This is a genomic window from Kitasatospora sp. CM 4170 (assembly GCF_032110285.1).
GTDB lineage: Bacteria > Actinomycetota > Actinomycetes > Streptomycetales > Streptomycetaceae > Kitasatospora > Kitasatospora aburaviensis.
This window is the reverse complement of record NZ_CP134877.1, coordinates 2,140,875-2,157,038: the sequence shown is the minus strand read 5'-3', so window position 1 is coordinate 2,157,038 and position 16,164 is coordinate 2,140,875. Positions and strand designations below refer to the sequence as shown.

At 73.7% G+C, this 16,164-nt stretch carries 13 protein-coding genes; 8 read left to right on the top strand and 5 right to left on the bottom strand.

Features of this window, described 5'->3' with window-relative positions:
• Positions 1–10 precede the first annotated feature (10 nt).
• From RMN57_RS08585 to RMN57_RS08565, 5 genes are all read left to right on the top strand, one after another.
• A complete protein-coding gene (locus RMN57_RS08585; protein ID WP_313762793.1) occupies positions 11–760 on the top strand; it encodes an alpha/beta fold hydrolase in 750 nt (249 codons plus the stop codon).
• A gap of 1 nt (position 761) precedes the next feature.
• Complete coding sequence (locus RMN57_RS08580; protein WP_313762792.1) at positions 762–1,490, top strand: IclR family transcriptional regulator C-terminal domain-containing protein; 729 nt, start codon at positions 762–764, stop codon at positions 1,488–1,490.
• Between the two features lie 129 nt (positions 1,491–1,619).
• Positions 1,620–2,261, top strand: coding sequence for a DsbA family protein (locus RMN57_RS08575; RefSeq protein WP_313762791.1), 642 nt, complete (start codon positions 1,620–1,622; stop codon positions 2,259–2,261).
• 99 nt (positions 2,262–2,360) lie between these two features.
• Positions 2,361–2,573 carry an MbtH family protein gene (locus RMN57_RS08570; RefSeq protein ID WP_176190830.1) on the top strand — a complete coding sequence of 71 codons (213 nt, stop codon included), beginning with the start codon at positions 2,361–2,363 and terminating at the stop codon, positions 2,571–2,573.
• A gap of 253 nt (positions 2,574–2,826) precedes the next feature.
• Positions 2,827–3,876: a polyprenyl synthetase family protein gene (locus RMN57_RS08565; protein ID WP_313762790.1), complete on the top strand. Its 1,050-nt coding sequence runs from the start codon at positions 2,827–2,829 to the stop codon at positions 3,874–3,876.
• Positions 3,877–3,948: 72 nt separating this feature from the next.
• Here RMN57_RS08565 and RMN57_RS08560 read toward each other — a convergent pair whose 3' ends face one another.
• Entirely contained in the window at positions 3,949–6,099 is a 2,151-nt protein-coding gene (locus RMN57_RS08560; protein WP_313762789.1) for an MMPL family transporter, read from the bottom strand.
• Positions 6,100–6,416: 317 nt separating this feature from the next.
• Here RMN57_RS08560 and RMN57_RS08555 point away from each other — a divergent pair, with 317 nt between their 5' ends.
• The 3 genes from RMN57_RS08555 to RMN57_RS08545 all read left to right on the top strand — a co-directional run bounded on the left by RMN57_RS08555 (position 6,417) and on the right by RMN57_RS08545 (position 11,360).
• The gene (locus tag RMN57_RS08555; RefSeq protein ID WP_313767749.1) at positions 6,417–7,985 is read left to right on the top strand and encodes an acyl-CoA carboxylase subunit beta; all 1,569 of its coding nucleotides are present in this window, start codon (positions 6,417–6,419) and stop codon (positions 7,983–7,985) included.
• Complete coding sequence (locus tag RMN57_RS08550) at positions 7,982–8,215, top strand: acyl-CoA carboxylase epsilon subunit (RefSeq protein WP_313762788.1); 234 nt, start codon at positions 7,982–7,984, stop codon at positions 8,213–8,215. Before RMN57_RS08555 ends, RMN57_RS08550 begins: the two co-directional genes overlap by 4 nt.
• A gap of 121 nt (positions 8,216–8,336) precedes the next feature.
• On the top strand, positions 8,337–11,360 hold the full coding sequence (locus RMN57_RS08545) for a BTAD domain-containing putative transcriptional regulator (protein ID WP_313762787.1): 3,024 nt from the start codon (positions 8,337–8,339) through the stop codon (positions 11,358–11,360).
• 89 nt (positions 11,361–11,449) lie between these two features.
• On the opposite strand, the gene RMN57_RS08540 is transcribed toward RMN57_RS08545, so the two are convergent.
• The 4 genes from RMN57_RS08540 to RMN57_RS08525 all read right to left on the bottom strand — a co-directional run bounded on the left by RMN57_RS08540 (position 11,450) and on the right by RMN57_RS08525 (position 15,956).
• Positions 11,450–11,599, bottom strand: coding sequence for a hypothetical protein (locus RMN57_RS08540; RefSeq protein ID WP_313762786.1), 150 nt, complete (start codon positions 11,597–11,599; stop codon positions 11,450–11,452).
• Between the two features lie 201 nt (positions 11,600–11,800).
• The gene (locus RMN57_RS08535) at positions 11,801–12,259 is read right to left on the bottom strand and encodes a nuclear transport factor 2 family protein (RefSeq protein ID WP_313762785.1); all 459 of its coding nucleotides are present in this window, start codon (positions 12,257–12,259) and stop codon (positions 11,801–11,803) included.
• 14 nt (positions 12,260–12,273) lie between these two features.
• Positions 12,274–13,200: an NAD(P)-dependent oxidoreductase gene (locus RMN57_RS08530; protein ID WP_313762784.1), complete on the bottom strand. Its 927-nt coding sequence runs from the start codon at positions 13,198–13,200 to the stop codon at positions 12,274–12,276.
• Complete coding sequence (locus tag RMN57_RS08525; RefSeq protein WP_313762783.1) at positions 13,197–15,956, bottom strand: non-ribosomal peptide synthetase; 2,760 nt, start codon at positions 15,954–15,956, stop codon at positions 13,197–13,199. The genes RMN57_RS08530 and RMN57_RS08525 overlap by 4 nt, the downstream gene beginning before the upstream one ends.
• Positions 15,957–16,164: the final 208 nt, after the last annotated feature.

The window sequence follows — 16,164 nt, the reverse complement described above, 5'->3', positions numbered from 1 at the left end:
AGAGGGAGAGATGATCGAGAGCGCGGTCGACAGCCGCTGGTTCCGGCGCTACCCGCCGCCGGACGGGGACGTGGCCAGGCGGTTGGTCTGCCTGCCCCACGCGGGTGGCGCCGCCAGTGCCTTCCACGGCTGGGCGGACCACTTCGCGTCCGGGGTCGAGGTGCTGGCCACCCGCTACCCCGGCCGGCAGGAGCGGATCGCCGAGGAGTGCATCACCGGGATGCCGGAGCTCGCCGACGCGGTCACCGAGGCGCTGCTGCCCCTCCTGGACGTGCCGGTCTACCTGTTCGGCCACAGCATGGGCGCCTCGCTCGGCTACGAGGTCGCGCTCAGGCTGGAGCGGGACCACGGTGTCCGGCTCGCCGGTCTGTTCGTCTCGGCCCGCAAGGCCCCGCACCGGGTGAACCCCGAGCCCACCTACCTCGGCGGGGACGAGGCCCTGATCCAGGAGGTCCTCGGCCTCGGCGGCACCGAGGCGCAGCTGATCCGGGACCCGGACCTGTTCGAGCTGGTGATGCCCGCGCTGCGGGCCGACTTCCGGATCGTCGGCACCTACCGCGCGCAGCCAGGCCACCCGGTGCACTGCCCGGTGGTCGGCTACGTCGGCGACCGGGACGGCGGGATCGACCCGGTCGACATGGCGGCCTGGGCGGACGTCGCCGCCGCCTCCTTCGACCTGACCGTCTTCCCCGGCGACCACTTCTACCTGCTGGGCGAGCGGGACGCGCTGCTGCGCGACCTGGCCGCCCGGCTCGTCTGACGTGACCGGCACCGCGACCGGGCGGCCGAGCAGCGGCGTCGGCGTCCTGGACAAGACCTCGCTGCTGCTCGGCGTCCTGGCCGGCGGACCGGCCTCGCTGCGGACGCTGAGCGACGTCACCGGGCTCTCCAGGGCCACCGTGCACCGGCTGGCGCTGGCCCTGGAGAGCATCCGGCTGCTGACCAGGGACGCCCAGGGGCGCTTCCTGATCGGCCCGCGGATCGGCGAGCTGGCCGACGAGGCCGGGCGCGACCGGCTGCTCCAGGGCGCCGACGCCGTGCTGGCCGACCTGCGGGTCCGGACCGGGGCGAGCGCCCGCCTCTACCGGCGCCAGGGGGACCTGCGGATCTGCGTGGCCACCGCCGAGGGGCCGGGCACCGGGCGGCAGGCCCGCTCGGCGCTCGGCGTGGCGCTGCCGATGAAGGCCGGTGCGGGCGCGCAGGCCCTGCTCGCCTGGGAGGACCCGGACGAACTCGGCCGGGCCATGCGCGGCGCCGGGTTCGGTGCGGTCACCCTGACCAACGTGCGCCGGCAGGGCTGGGCGCAGAGCCTGGGCGCCGGCGAGCTGGGCTTCGCCGCGGTCGCCGTGCCGGTGCGCGGCGCGGCCGGCCGGGTGGTCGCGGCGCTGGTGCTGGACGGGCCGGTGACCCTGCTCTCGCGGGCCCCCGGCCGACTGCACGGCGGCCTGCTGATCGACGCGGCGGCCCGGCTCGGTGCCGGGCTGACCTGAGCCCGGCCGACCGGCCGTGCGGGAATTCCCGGGAGTCCTGGCAGTTAGTTGCCGGACGGCTTGTCCGGCCTTCCGGGGCCCCGATAGAAATCAGTTCGGCAATTCCTCGCGAATTCCTTGGAGGCGGTGATGGCGAGAAAGCCACCGCGGTGGTACTTCTCCTTCGGCAGCGCGTATTCCTGGATGGCCTACCGGGATCTGGTCACGCGCTACCCCGATGTCGCGGAGGCGATCGACTGGCTGCCGTTCTGGGAGCCGGACGACGCCCACCACGACCACCTGGAGGCCACCGGCGTCCAGCTGCCCTACGTGGCGATGTCCCGGGAGAAGTACCTCTACGTCCTGCAGGACGTCCGCCGGCTGGCCCGGGAGCGGGAGCTGCGCATGGTCTGGCCGGTGGACCGCGAGCCCCGCTGGGAGGTCTCGCACCTGGCCTACCTGGTGGCCGAGGAGCACGGTCACGGGCGGCAGTTCATCGACGCGGCCTACCGGGCCCGGTGGGAGGAGGGGATGGACATCTCCGACCCCGAGGTGGTGGGCGGCCTCGGCGCAGCGCTCGGCCTCGACCCCGGGCTGCTGGGCGGTGCCTGGCAGGACCCGGAGGTGCGAAGCCGCGGCCTGAAGGCGCTCAACGCGCCCTACCGGGACGGTGTATTCGGGGTGCCGTACTTCATCGACGGCTTCCAGCGGTTCTGGGGCGTCGACCGGCTGCCGGGCTTCGTCTCCGCGGTGCGCCACCGCATGGCGGCCGCCACCGCGGGCGCGCACTGACCGTCCCGAAGGCCGCTCCACCCCGGTGAACCCATGGTTTTGACGACAGTTCAACAGGACGACGTTCCATCCCCAACCATCCGACAGGAGCCCCGCATCATGGCGACCAACCCGTTCGAGGACGACAGCGCCTCCTACTACGTCCTCGTCAACGAGGAGAACCAGCACTCGCTCTGGCCGGCCTTCGCCGAGGTGCCGGCCGGCTGGACCGTCGTGCACGGCCAGGAGAGCCGCGAGTCCTGCCTCGAGTACGTGAACACCCACTGGACGGACATGCGTCCGAAGAGCCTGGTGGAGGCGATGGGCGCCTGACCGCCCGCCACCCCCCCGGCACCGAGCACCGCCCCAGCCGCCGGCCGTCATCGACGCCCCCGCACGGCCACCCGCGGTACCACGGCCGCCGGGCCCCGGTCCGTCCCCACACGGACCGCGGCCCGGCGGCCGTTCTCGTCGGCGGTCCGCTGACAGCTTGTTGCCACCCTTTCGGTGAGACGGCCCGATTCGGGTGGCAGGACTCCTAGGGTCGGGTTCGAACGACCGTGCTGACGCTCCGCCTGGAGGAACCATGACCACGCTGACCGCCGAGCCACGGCCGGACTCCCTCGTGAGCCGCCTGGATCTCGCCGACCCGGGGCTCACCGCCCGGCTTCACCGCGGCCTGGCCGCCGCCGAGTCACGGCTGCGCGAGACGGCGTCCGACGTCCCCAGTGCGCTGGTCGCCGATTGGTCCCGGTACCTGATCGAGGCCGGCGGCAAGCGGCTGCGGCCGCTGTTGGTGCTGCTCGCGGCCGAGTTCGGCACCGCGGCGCGCGGGACGGGCGGGCCGGCGGCCGGCCGGATACCGGCCGCGGCCGCCCTGGTCGAGCTGGTGCACGTCGCCTCCCTGCACCACGACGACGTGATGGACGGCGCCCGCAGCCGGCACGGCGTCCCGAGCGCCCCGGCCCGCTGGGGCAACCGGACGGCCGTCCTGCTCGGGGACCGACTGCTGGTCAAGGCCGGGCAGCTCGCCGCCGACCTCGGCGAAGGCGCGATCCGGCTGCAGGGCGAGGCCGCCGAGCGCCTGGTCCGCGGGCAGCTGCGGGAGTTGACCGGACCTGAGGCGGGGGAGTCCCCGCTCACCCACCACTTCGCGGTGATCGCCGACAAGACCGCCTCGCTGCTGTCCCTCGCGGTGCGCCTGGGCGCCGAGGTGACGGGCGCGCCCGAACCGGCCGTCCGGGCGCTGGCGGAGTACGGCGAGCAGCTCGGCATCGTCTTCCAGCTCTCCGACGACCTGCTCGACTTCGCCTCCGAGCCGCAGGACTCCGGCAAGGACGCCGCGCTCGACCTCGCGGTCGGCGTGCGGACCCTGCCGGTGCTGCTCGCGCTCAGCGAGGACGGGCCGCGCGCCGCCGAGCTGCGCGGCCTGCTGGAGGCCGGACCGCTGGCCGACGACCGCGACCGGCGGCGGGCGGCCGAGCTGATGCGCAACTCCAGCGCCGAGGCGCGCGCCCGGGAGCTGCTGCACGCCTGCGCGACGGATGCCCGGGACGCCCTGGCCGCCCTGCCGGACGTCCCGGCCCGCGCGGCCCTGGCCGCCCTGGTCGGCCTGGTCGAGCACCGCAGCGCCTGACGCTCCCCGAACGCGGGAAACGGCGAAGGGGGCCACCGGTGAGGTGGCCCCCTTCGCCGTACCCGTGCGGGCTCAGCCGGTGGTGCGGCCGCTGCCGACCAGGACGGGCTCCTCGCCGGCCGGGGCCGGTTCCTGCTGCGCCAGCCCCGGCCACCAGGCGCGGCGGCCCAGCAGCGTGGTGGTGGCGGGAACGAGGAAGAGCGCCATCACGAAGGCGGTCAGCAGGATGCCGAACGCCACGGCGAAGCCCATCTGCTGGAGCATCGAGTTGTCGGCGAGCATCAGCACGCCGAAGGTGCCGGCCAGGATGACGGCCGCCGCGCCCATGGTCGGGGCCGACCGGGCGACGGCGTGCCTGATCGCCGCCCGCGGGTCGCTGCCGCCGCGGATCTCCTCGCGGAGCCGGGCGACCATCAGGATGTTGTAGTCGGTGCCGATGGCCACCACGAAGAGGTAGACCAGCACCGGCAGGCTGAACAGCACGCCGTCGTTGCCCTTGATGCCCTGGAACAGCCAGACCGTCGCGCCGAGCGTGCCGGCGAAGCCGAGGCCGACCGAGAGCATCAGGAACCAGGGGGCGACCACGCTACGCAGCAGCAGGCCGAGGATCAGCATGATGGCGAGCCCGGCGACCGGGAAGACCACGGTGTAGTCGCGCTCGACGGCGGTGCGGATGTCGGCCATCACGGCGGTGGTGCCGCCGACCAGGGCCCGGCTGCCGGCCGGGGCGGCGGCGTGCGCCTGGTCCCGGAGCGTTCCGTCGACCAGGTCGATCGCCTTGTCCTCCATCGGCCGGTACTTCAGCGAGACGCTGTACTGGACGACCGAGCCGTCGGTGTTCGGTGCCGCGGGCGCGACCTGGGCGACGCCCTCGATACCGGCGAGCTTGTCGCGGTAGGCGGCCAGCTGGTCCTCGGGCAGCCTGCCGCCGGAGGTGTTCTCCAGGAAGACCAGGGTCGGCTCGGCCCGGCCGGCCGAGAAGCCGGCCTGCAGGTCGTCCATGGCCTGGACCGACTCCAGGTTCTTCGGCATCGACCCGCCGGTGTCGAAGTCGGCCTTGAAGCCGAGGGCGCCGAGCGCGAGGACCACGAGCAGGCCGCCGGAGACGCCGGCCACCAGACCCGGCCGACGGGCCGTCAGGCCGCCGACCCGCTGGGCGAGGGCGTTCTTCGGCTCACGCTTCCAGGCCTTCGACGGCCAGAAGGCGGCCCGGCCGAGCAGCGCGAACACCGCCGGCACCAGGGTGACGCCGGCCACCAGGCTGACCGCGACGGCGATCGCTAGGGCGGGGCCCATGGCGCGCAGCATGCCCATGGTGGAGAGGGTGAGCGCCAGGAAGGCCACCACCACGGCGCCGGCCGCGGAGGCGATGGTCTCGCCGACGCGGGCGACGGCCTCGGCCATCGCGGGCCGCGGCTCCAGCCCGGCGCGCAGGAACTCGCGGTAGCGGAAGAGCAGGAAGAGCAGGTAGTCGGTGCCGACACCGAACAGCACCACGATCAGCATGGTGGAGACCGAGGCGTCGGCGGTCAGCCCGAAGACCTCGCTGGCGGTGGAGATCAGGCCGATGGCGGTCAGGTAGACCAGGGCGATCACGATCACCGGCAGCAGGGCGATGAGCGGGCTGCGGAAGATGACGCCCAGCAGGACGACGATCAGCAGCAGGGTGGCCATCATGATCATGCCGTCGGTGTTGCTGCCGGACTCCTGGGCGTCCAGTGCGCTGGCCGCCGCCCCGGTCACGCCGAGCTTGAGGCCGGTGGCGCTCAGCAGCTCCTTGGCGTCCGCCCGCAGCTGCTTGACGTCGTCGGTGACGGCCGGCTCGTAGACGTTCTTGGTGTCGGCGTAGATCTGCGCGAGCGCGATCCGGCCGTCGGGGGAGACGCTGCCCGGGTCGGCCTGGACCTTGTTGAGGTGGGGGTACTGCTTGGCCTGGAGGCCGGCGGCCACCTTCTGCACGTCGGCCTTGTCGCCGTCGGTCAGCGCACCGCCGTCCGTGCGCTGGAACACGCCGAGCGCGGCGGGCTGATCCTGTCCCGGGAAGGCGCGCTTCTCCAGGTCGGCCACCTGGACGGACTCGTAGTGCGAGGGCAGGAACTCGGCCTGGTCGGTGGTCGATTCCAGCTTGGGCGAGAGGACGGTCAGGGCGACCGCCGCGACCAGCCAGGCGATGACGACCAGCCACGGGCGGCGGACGACGAACCGTCCGATCCGTGTGAACATGACACTCCTTGGCGTCCGGCGGGGTCCGGCGGCCCCGCCCGGGACGGGCCCGCGGGGACGGTTCGGACTGGCGGGTGGTGTGCGATCGAAATGTCGCGATCGCAGTGCGTGGGGATGCAGCATCGCACCGTCACCCGATCGCGCACCTGCGCCGTGGCAGCTTGTGGCCACTCCGGGCGGCGCGGGGGCGCGGAGCGGGTCGGCCGGTTCAGCTTGCGGACCGGCGCCGGGTGAACCGTGGCGCGCCGCCACGGGCGCTGCCTACCGTCGGGGAACCGTCGAGGAGCAGAAGGAGGGGATGGCCGGTGCCGGACACCATGACGACCGCGGCCGCCGCATCCACCATGCGTGACCGGGTCGAGGAGCTGCGGAGCCTGCGGGCCGGGATCCGCGCGGGAGACCCGAGGGCCACCGGGGCCCAGCGCGGAAAGGGCAAGCTGACCGTCCGTGAGCGGCTCGACCTGCTCTTCGACGAGGGTTCGTTCCGCGAGGTGGAGCCGCTGCGGCGGCACCGCGCCACCGGCTTCGGCCTGGAGGCGAAGAAGCCGCACACCGACGGCGTCGTCGTCGGCTGGGGCACCGTGCACGGCCGCACGGTCTTCAGCTACGCGCACGACTTCCGGATCTTCGGCGGCGCGCTGGGCGAGGCCCACGCGCAGAAGATCCACAAGATCATGGACATGGCCATCGCGGCCGGTGCGCCGCTGGTCTCGCTGAACGACGGCGCCGGCGCCCGCATCCAGGAGGGCGTCACCGCCCTGGCCGGCTACGGCGGCATCTTCCAGCGCAACACCCGGGCCTCCGGCGTCATCCCGCAGATCTCGGTGATGCTCGGCCCGTGCGCCGGCGGCGCCGCGTACTCGCCGGCCCTGACCGACTTCGTGTTCATGGTCCGCGAGACCTCGCAGATGTTCATCACCGGCCCGGACGTGGTCCAGGCCGTGACCGGCGAGAAGATCAGCCAGAACGGCCTCGGCGGCGCCGACGTCCACTCCGGGGTCTCCGGCGTCTCGCACTTCGCCTACGACGACGAGCAGTCCTGCATCGAGGAGGTCCGCTACCTCCTCTCGCTGCTGCCGCAGAACAGCCGCGAGATGCCGCCGACCGTCGTCAACGACGACCCGGTGGACCGCCGCAACGACGCGCTGCTCGACCTGGTGCCGGTCGACGGCAACCGCCCGTACGACATGCGCAAGGTGATCGAGGAGATCGTCGACCACGGCGAGTACCTGGAGGTCCACGAGCACTGGGCGGCCAGCGTGCTCTGCGTGCTGGCCCGGCTCGGCGGCCGGCTGGTGGGCGTGGTGGCCAGTCAGCCGCAGTCGCTGGCCGGCGTGCTGGACATCCACGCCTCCGAGAAGGCCGCGCGCTTCGTGCAGTTCTGCGACGCCTTCAGCATCCCGCTGGTCACCCTGGTCGACGTGCCCGGCTTCCTGCCCGGGGTGGACCAGGAGCACGGCGGCATCATCCGGCACGGCGCCAAGCTGCTGTACGCGTACTGCAACGCCACCGTGCCCCGGGTGCAGCTGATCCTGCGCAAGGCCTACGGCGGCGCGTACATCGTGATGGACTCCCGCTCGATCGGCGCCGACCTGTCCTACGCCTGGCCGACCAACGAGATCGCCGTCATGGGCGCCGAGGGCGCCGCCAACGTCGTCTTCCGCCGGGAGATCGCCGCCTCCGACACGCCGGACGCCACGCGCGCCCAGCTGGTCAAGGAGTACACCGCCGAGCTGATGCACCCGTACTACGCGGCCGAGCGCGGCCTGGTGGACGACGTCATCGACCCGGCCGAGACCCGGGCCACCCTGATCGCGGCGCTCGACATGCTGGCGACCAAGCACGCGCTGCTGCCGGCCCGCAAGCACGGGAACCCGCCGCAGTGAGCGCCGCCCACGCCCCCGCCGGGCCCGGCCCGTGCAGTCCCGGCCCGTGCGGGCCGCTGCTGCGGGTGCTCCGCGGCCGGCCCACCGGTGACGAACTGGCCGCCCTCACCGCGGTGCTGGCCGCGGTGCTGGCACCGGCCGCCCGCAGGGCGCCGACCGGGCCGCCGGACCGGCCGGCACCGCCGGTGCGCTGGGAACGTGCCGAGCCGCGGCCGGTGCGCCGATCGTGACACGTTCCTGCAGGTCCGCTTGTCGCTGCCGAGAAGCGGCTGGTAAGAACGACCAATCTTGGAAGATCAACAACGGATGCGGCCGGCTCACCACACGGCTGCGGCCGAGGGGAGGCGGCTGATGCTCCAGGTGGTTTTCAGGATCCTCGGCCCCCTGGACGTCCAGGTGGACGGCCGACCGGTCCCGCTCTCCGGAGCCCGGCAGCGCACCATCCTCGCCATGCTGCTGCTCTCCGCCAACCACGTCGTCTCGGTCGACACCCTCGCCGAGGCCGTCTGGCAGGGCTCGCCGCCGACCACGTTCGTGAACCAGATCGCCATCTGCGTCTCCGGGCTGCGCAAGGCCTTCAAGGCGGCGGTCGGGGCGGACGACCTGATCGTCACCTCCCACCCCGGCTACCTGCTCGCCACCGGCGCCCACCGCATCGACGCGGCCGAGTTCGAGGAACTCGTGGCCGAGGCCCGTGATGCGCGGCAGCGCGGGCGCACCGCCGCGGCGGCCGGGCTGCTGGAGCAGGCACTCGGTCTCTGGCGCGGCCGCGCGCTCGAAGGCGTGGCCGCAGGGCGGGTGGCGGCCGAGGCGGCCCGGCTCGACGAGCAGCGCCTCGCCGTCCACGAGGAGTTCACCGCCCTCCGGCTCGACCTCGGCCGGCACCGCGAACTCATCGGCGAGCTGACCTCGTTCCTCGCCGAGCACGGACTGCGCGAACAGGCCCGGGCCCAGCTGATGCTCGCCCAGTACCGGTCCGGTCTGCGGGCCGAGGCGCTGGAGACCTACCGGGAGGCCCGCCGGCTCTTCGCCGAGGAGCTCGGCATCGAGCCCGGCCCCCGGCTGCGGCAGCTGCACGACGCGGTGCTCGCCGACGAGGCCTGGCTGGCCGCGCCGCCGGCCGGCCCCGCCACCCCGCACCCCGGTCAGCCGCACCCCGGTGAGATGTACCCCGGCGATCCACACGCGGGCGATCCGCAGCCGGGCGATCCGCAGCCCGGAGCCGGGGCCGCCGCCTCCGCGGAGCCGGAGGCGGAACGGCAGGGATTCCGTTTCGCTTTCGAGCCCGTTTCACAGCGCCGCGCTCTCACCCGGCCGGCCGGCCCGGCGGCAGAGCACCGGCCTGCCCGGACCTCGCCTCCGCCTGCCCGGACCTCGCCGCCGCCGGCCCGGACCCGGGCGGCGGACCGCGGCGCCCGGGCCGACGAGGTGCCGCCCGCCCGGTCCCCGCAGTTCGTCCCAGCGGCCACGGCCGCGTTGGAGTTCCGCCTGCTCGGCCCGGTGGAGGCGACCGCCGGGGGGCGGGAGATCCCGTTGGACGGCGCCAAGCAGCGCTCGGTCCTGGCCGCCCTGCTGCTGGCCGACGGTCGGCTGCTCCCCGACGACCGGCTCTCCACCCTGATCTGGGGCTGGGACCCGCCGGCCACCTGGACCGCCCAACTGCACACCTACGCCTCCCGGTTGCGCGGGCGGCTCGGCCCGCTCGTCGATCTGGTCCGGCGGGGCCCGGGCTACCGGCTGGACATCGGGCCGGCCCGGCTGGACCTGCGCGAGTTCCGGCGCGACGCCGACCTCGGCCACCGCGCCCTGGAGAACGGCGCCTACGCCCGTGCGGCCGAACTGCTCTCCGCCGCGCTCGGGCAGTGGCGGGGCGAACCGCTCACCGGCGTCACCCCGCAGCTCGCCGAGAAGGAGCTGCCGGCACTGGAGGAGAGCCGGCTCGCCGTGCTGGAGGACCGCATCGAGGCGGAGCTCGCCCTCGGCGGCCACCGGGCGGCCGTGCCCGAACTGCTCCGCCTGGTCGCCGAACACCCCACCCGGGAGCGGCTGCGCGGGCAGCTGATGATCGGCCTGTACCGCTGTGACCGGCAGGGCGACGCGCTGGAGGTGTACGAGGCCGGTCGGCGGCTGCTCGCCGAGGACCTGGGCGTGGACCCGGGACCGGCGCTGCGCCGGCTCCACCACCAGGTGCTCACCGGGGACCTCAGCCACCCCGGGGTACCCGACCGGTCGGCCGCGGTGCTGACGCCGACCGCCCGGCCCGATGCCGAGCCGCCCGGTACCACCCGCCCGATCGTCGCCGCACCGCCCGGTGGGGAGGAGCGCGGCGGGCTGGTCCCGGCGATGCTGCCGCCCGCCACCGCCGACTTCATCGGCCGGGAGCGCCACCTCACGGCCCTGGCGGCCGCCCTGCGCGGGGTCCGGGTCGACGGCCCGGCAACCGGGGCCGCCGTCGAGGACCCGGCGGCCCCGGTCGGCCCGGTGGTGCTGACCGGTGGGGCCGGGACCGGCAAGTCCGCGCTCGCCGTGCACGCCGCGCACCTCGTCCGGGACGACTTCCCGGACGGGCACCTCTACGCGGACCTGAGCACCCCCGACGGCACCCCGCGCGACCCCGGCGCGGTGCTCGGCGGCTTCCTGCGCGCCCTCGGCGCCGACCGGCCCGAGCTGCCCGACGCCCTGGACGAGCGGGTCCGGCTCTACCGCAGCCGGCTCGCCGGCCGGCACGTCCTGGTGGTGCTGGACAACGCCGCCGACGACCGCCAGGTCCGCCCGCTGCTCACCGCGGAGAGCCGCAGCCGGACCCTGGTCACCAGCCGGGCCGCGCTCGGCGTGCTGGAGGGCGCCCGGCGGTTCCAGGTCGGTCCGCTGGACTTCCCCGGCGCCTACCAGCTGCTCGCCGCGGCCGGTCGCGAGCGGGTGTCCGCCGACCCGGCCGCGACCGCGCGGATCGTCGAGCTGTGCGAGCGCCTGCCGCTCGCCCTGCGGGTCTGTGCCGCCCGGCTGGCCGCCCATCCGCACTGGTCACCGGCCCGGCTCGCCGACCGGCTCACCCCGGCCGAGCACCGGCTGGACGAGTTGCGCCTGGACGACCTCGACGTCCGGGCCCGGCTGGGTTCCGGTCTGCCCGGTCTCGACCCCGTCGCCCGGGGCGCCCTGGGAGTGCTCGCCCGGGCGGACGCCGACAGCTGGACCCCCGCCGATGCCGCCGCCCTGCTCGGCTCGTCCGAGCGGGACGCCGAGGAGGTCCTGGAGTCGCTGACCGGGGCCCGGCTGCTCACCGCCGCCGAGGACCGGTCCGAGCTGCGGTACCGGTTCGCCCCGCTGGTGCGCCTCGTCGCCCTGGAGGAGTGCCGGACGGCCGTGGCCGTCTGACCGGCCGCCCGGGCCGTCCGCCCCGCGCACCACCGCGGGGCGGACGGCCCGGCCTCCCCCTGCGGGCCGGCACGCCAGGGCGTGCCGCCCTACCCGCAGCCACCGGCGTGGCCGACGTCCAGACTGCGGGTCGGCAGCGCGACGGCCAGCAGGTCCGGCTCGCTGAGCAGCAGTTCGAGGTCGAGGTACTGCGGCCACTGCCGTTCTTCGACAGCGGTGTCGGTGCTGGTGGTCTCCATCGTCGCCTCCGGACTCCGTGCTTCTCGGTGGAGAGAGCATGGGTCCGGCGGCTATGGCGCCCCTATCTATCCTCTGCGGATCGCCTCTGCCGCGAGGCCGATCCGATGAGAGCGCGAATATAGAAATTCTATGGAGACTTGAGGCAGGGTTCCGGCGGGGACGTCCGGCACGCCCCGGCCGGCGTGCCGCTCAGCCGTCGCTCAGCCGTCGATCAGCCGGGCGAAGACGACGGTGTCGAAGATGTCCTCCATCCGCACCGCCCGGCCGTCGCGGAACGTCCACGAGTGGACGAACGACAGGGTCTCGGTGCGCCCGCTCAGCGAGGTGACGGCGCGGACGCCGAAGACCACCACGCGGTCGCCGGAGCGGACGAACTCCTGCGGCTCCAGCCGCATCCCGCCCAGGACGGTCGGCACCTTGGCCAGGAACTCCCGGACGCCCGCGTGGCCCAGCTTGGTGCCGCCGAGCCCGTACGGGGCGAGTCCGTCCGGGTGGACCCACTCGATGCCCGGGTCCATGGTCGCCAGCAGCGCGGCGAGGTCCCGGTCGTGGAAGGCCCGGTAGGCGGCGTGGACGACGGCGAGGTTGTCGTGGTCGCCGCGGCGGTCGGCGCCGCCGAGGTCGTCGACGAGGGAAAGGTCGGCGTAGTCGACACTCATCAGGGTGGCTCTCCTCAGCGGCGGATGTGGTCGGGGTACAGGGCTTCGAGGGTCAGGCGGATGCCGTCGCGCCAGTCGACCTCGCACGGACCGGTCAGCGCGCGGCGCCGGGTCGGGTCGAACTGGTAGGTCTCCCGGGTGACTTCGCTCGGCACCAGGTCGGCCGGCACCCCGGTGAGCTCCTCGATGTAGCGCACGCAGTCGGTGATCCCGACCGCCTCGTCGCCGCCCCAGTTGACCAGGGTCGCCGGCACCGAGGCCGCCGCCCACAGGTGCGGCACCTGCCGGACCAGGTCGCTGGTGTACAGCAGCGAGCACCAGTTCTGGCCCTCCAGCGGCACCGGGATCGGCTGGCCGGCGAGCATCCGCTGGAAGTAGAGCATCGGCACGCCGCCGTAACCGCCGGGCCCGTAGGCGATGTTGAGCCGGGCGATGGTGGTCGGCAGGCCCAGTACCCGGGCCAGCGCGCGGACCGCGCCCTCGGTGGCGATCTTGCCCACCGGGTAGGCCGGCAGCCAGTCGGCGACGCCGTCGATCGGGTCGTCCTCGGTGTAGGCGTGGTCCAGCGTCTGCCGGGCGTAGAGCGCACCGGTCGAGACGTAGAGGAAGGACTCCGCGGTGCGGCAGTGCGCCATCAGCCGGCCGGTGGCCGAGACGTTGACGTCGATCGCCCGGTTGAAGTCGCCGTCGTCGCCGCGCCGGACCGCCGAGTGGATGACGTGGGTGAAGTCCTCCGGCACGCCCTTGAAGGCGTACTCGCTGTCGTCCTCCATGTCCCAGCGCCAGGTGGTGATGCCCCGCGCCCGCAGCTCGTCCTCGACTCCCGGGGTGCCGAAGCGGCCCAGGCACCAGACCTCGTTCCCCTGCTCGACGAGCGCCTCCGCCACCGGCCGGGCGACCTGACCGGTCCCGCCGGTCACCAGGATCTTGCTGCCCTTCACTTGCCCTCTCCCATCGCCAGGTCCAGCTCCTTGCGCAGAATCGCCTGGAACGCCGCCACGTGCTGCGGGCTCATCAGCGTGTAGTGCTCGCCGGGTACTTCGACGTACCGGTTCGGCTCCTCGGTGAAGTCGTCCCAGCGCCGCAGCTCGTTCTCCAGCCAGTCCTCCTTGGTGCCCCGCAGCGGGATCGCGTGGAACACCGACATCCGGCGGACGCTGCCCTCCGGCCGGTAGCTGCGGCCCAGGTCGGTGAGCCGGTCGGCGAGCTCCGCCCAGGCGGCGAACTTCTCGATGTCCAGATCGAGTTCGGCGATCCGCTCGGCGGGCGCGAGGGCCAGCAGGCGGGCCGTCTGCAGCTCCCGGGGGAGGCCGCGCAGCTGGTCGGGCAGCTCCCGGGCCTGCTTCCTGTCGACGAGCGCCAGGAAGAAGGCCAGGTTGACGGCGGTCTCGGCGAAGTCGAGCTCGTCCATCCGGTACTTGATGTTCGGCGGCAGGTTGAAGCTGCCGACGAAGTCGACCCGCTCGCCCTCCGACTCCAGCACCTTGGCGATCTCGAAGGCGACCGCGCCGCCGTAGGAGTAGCCGGCGACGGCGTACGGACCGTGCGGCTGCCGGGCGCGGATCGCGGCGACGTAGGTGTCGACCATCTCCTCGAAGGTCCGGAACGGCTTCTCGCCCTCGTTGAACCCGCGGGCGCGCAGCGCGTAGAACGGCCGGTCCCCCACGAAGTAGTGGGCCAGGTTGACGAAGACCAGCACCTCGCCGACCCCCGGGTGGACGCAGAACAGCGGCGTCTTGTCGCCGCTCAGCTGCATCGGCACGATCGGGTCGTAGGCGGTCTCGTCGGGCCCCCGCAGCCCGGCGAGAGCGCCCGCGAGCGAGCGTACGGTCGGCGCGGTCAGCACCGTGATGATCTGCAGGTCGTCCGCACCCAGCCGCTCCGCGACCTTGCTGCGCAGCCGCAGGATGTCCAGCGACGTGCCGCCGAGGTCGAAGAAGCTGGCGGTGGCGCTGATCCGGGCCGGGTCGAGGTCGAACAGCTCGCCGTAGATCTCGGTGAGGACGCGCTCCGTATCGCCCTCCGGCGCGGTGTACCCACCGAGCCGACGGTCCCTCAACTCCTCGACGGCGACGATCTGCTGTGCGTAGTGGCCGGACTCCAGACGGTGACGCATCAGCGCCCGCTGGATCTTGCCGAGGCTGGTCTTGGGGAAGGTGTCCGTCGGAAGCGGCAGGATCAGCGCCGGGCGGAAGCCCCAGTGCATCACCACGGTGCTGCGCACCGCGGCCAGCACCCGGTAGCGGCCGGCCTCGTCCTCCTCGGGCACCTCGCAGTGGAAGGCCACCACCAGCTGCTCGGTGTCCGCACCGGCCGGGCGGGTGGGGAAGGCCGCGACGAACGAGCCTGCCACGCCGTCCAGTTGCTCCAGAGCGGCCTCGATCTCGTGGCTGAAGTAGTTGACCCCGTTGACGATCACGCTGTCCTTGCTGCGGCCGACGAGGGTGAGTCTGCCCTCGTCGATCCGGCCGAGGTCGCCGCTGCGGAACCAGCCGTCGGCGGTGAACGCGGCGCGGGTGGCGGCCTCGTTGTTGTGGTAGCCGCGGGTGATCATCGGTCCGCTCAGCTGGAGTTCGCCGACCTCGCCCTCGGGCAGCGCGCGGTCCCCGGGGTCGGCGACCCTGATCCGCAGTCCGGCCACCGGCATGCCGAGGCTGGCGAACTCCCGGCCCTCGTCACTGTGCGGGAAGCCCAGTGAGTAGATGCTGCCGGCGCAGGTCTCCGTCATGCCGAACGCGGGCCAGAGCGCGTCACGGCGCAGCCCGTAAGGCGCGTACCGGTCGAGGAAGGCGGTGCCGGTGGTGCAGACCACCGCCTCGCCGCCGCTGACGATGTGCCGCAGTCGGGACAGGTCCAGCCGTTCCCGGTCCGCCGGCGACATGCCGTCGGCGGCGGCGTTGAGCAGGCCCAGCAGGAAGTTCGGGGTGAAGGTCATGGTCACCCCGTGCTCGGAGATCAGCCGCAGGAACTCCAGCGGTTCGCCGAGCACCACCTGGGCCGGTGCGTGGACCTGCCGGCAGCCGACGGACAGCGGCAGCAGATGGCACTCCAGCAGGGCGGCCACGTGGTCGAAGGAGACCCAGTTGAGGCTGGTGTCGGCGGCGGTGAGCCGGTGGTAGCCGTTCTTCGCGGCCATCGACGCCAGCAGGTTGGCGTGGCTGAGCTCCACGGCCTTGGAGTTGCCGGTCGAGCCGGAGGTCAGCACCAGGACGGCGACGTCCGACGGCTGCGCCCGGTGCAGCTCCTCGGCGGGGCGCCCGCCCTCCTCGGACAGGGCGGTGAGCGTGGCGACGGCGAGGCCGTCCACCCGGGGCAGCTCGGCCGCGATCGCCTCGCTGGTGATGACCAGCGGGCTGTCCAGTAGGGCGTTCACGTGGGCCAGTTGGGCGGCCCAGCGGTCCTGGTCGCCGCGCAGCGGCGCCATCGGGCAGGGAACGAAGCCACCGAGCACGGCGGCCCAGAAGGCGGGCAGGAAGTCGGAGTGCCGCTCCAGCAGCAGGACGACCTTGTCCCCGGGGCGGAGGCCGCGGGTGCGCAGGCCGGCCAGCAGGCGGCGTGCCTCGTCGAGGAGTTCGGGGTGGGTCTGGTCGTGGTGGTCGGTGCCGGCGCCGCCGGAGCAGTAGCGGACACCGTGGGCGGGCTGCCGTTCGGCGGCAGCGAGAAGCAGGTCGGCGATGGTCTGGGTGGGGACGTCCATCGTTCTCTCCATGGCTCGGTGGATCTCAGGGCGGTCAAGCGGGGGAGAAGGCCACGCGTCGGCGCATGCCGGCGCAGCGGTGGACCGAGTGGGGCGAGGGGCGGAACGGTGACCGTCGGACTGAAGGTGGTCGCCGGGGTCACGGTGAGAACGTAGGGCGACTCTCCGGCGCCGGAGTGGGCGGTGGCCTGAAACGGCTCGGGGTGCT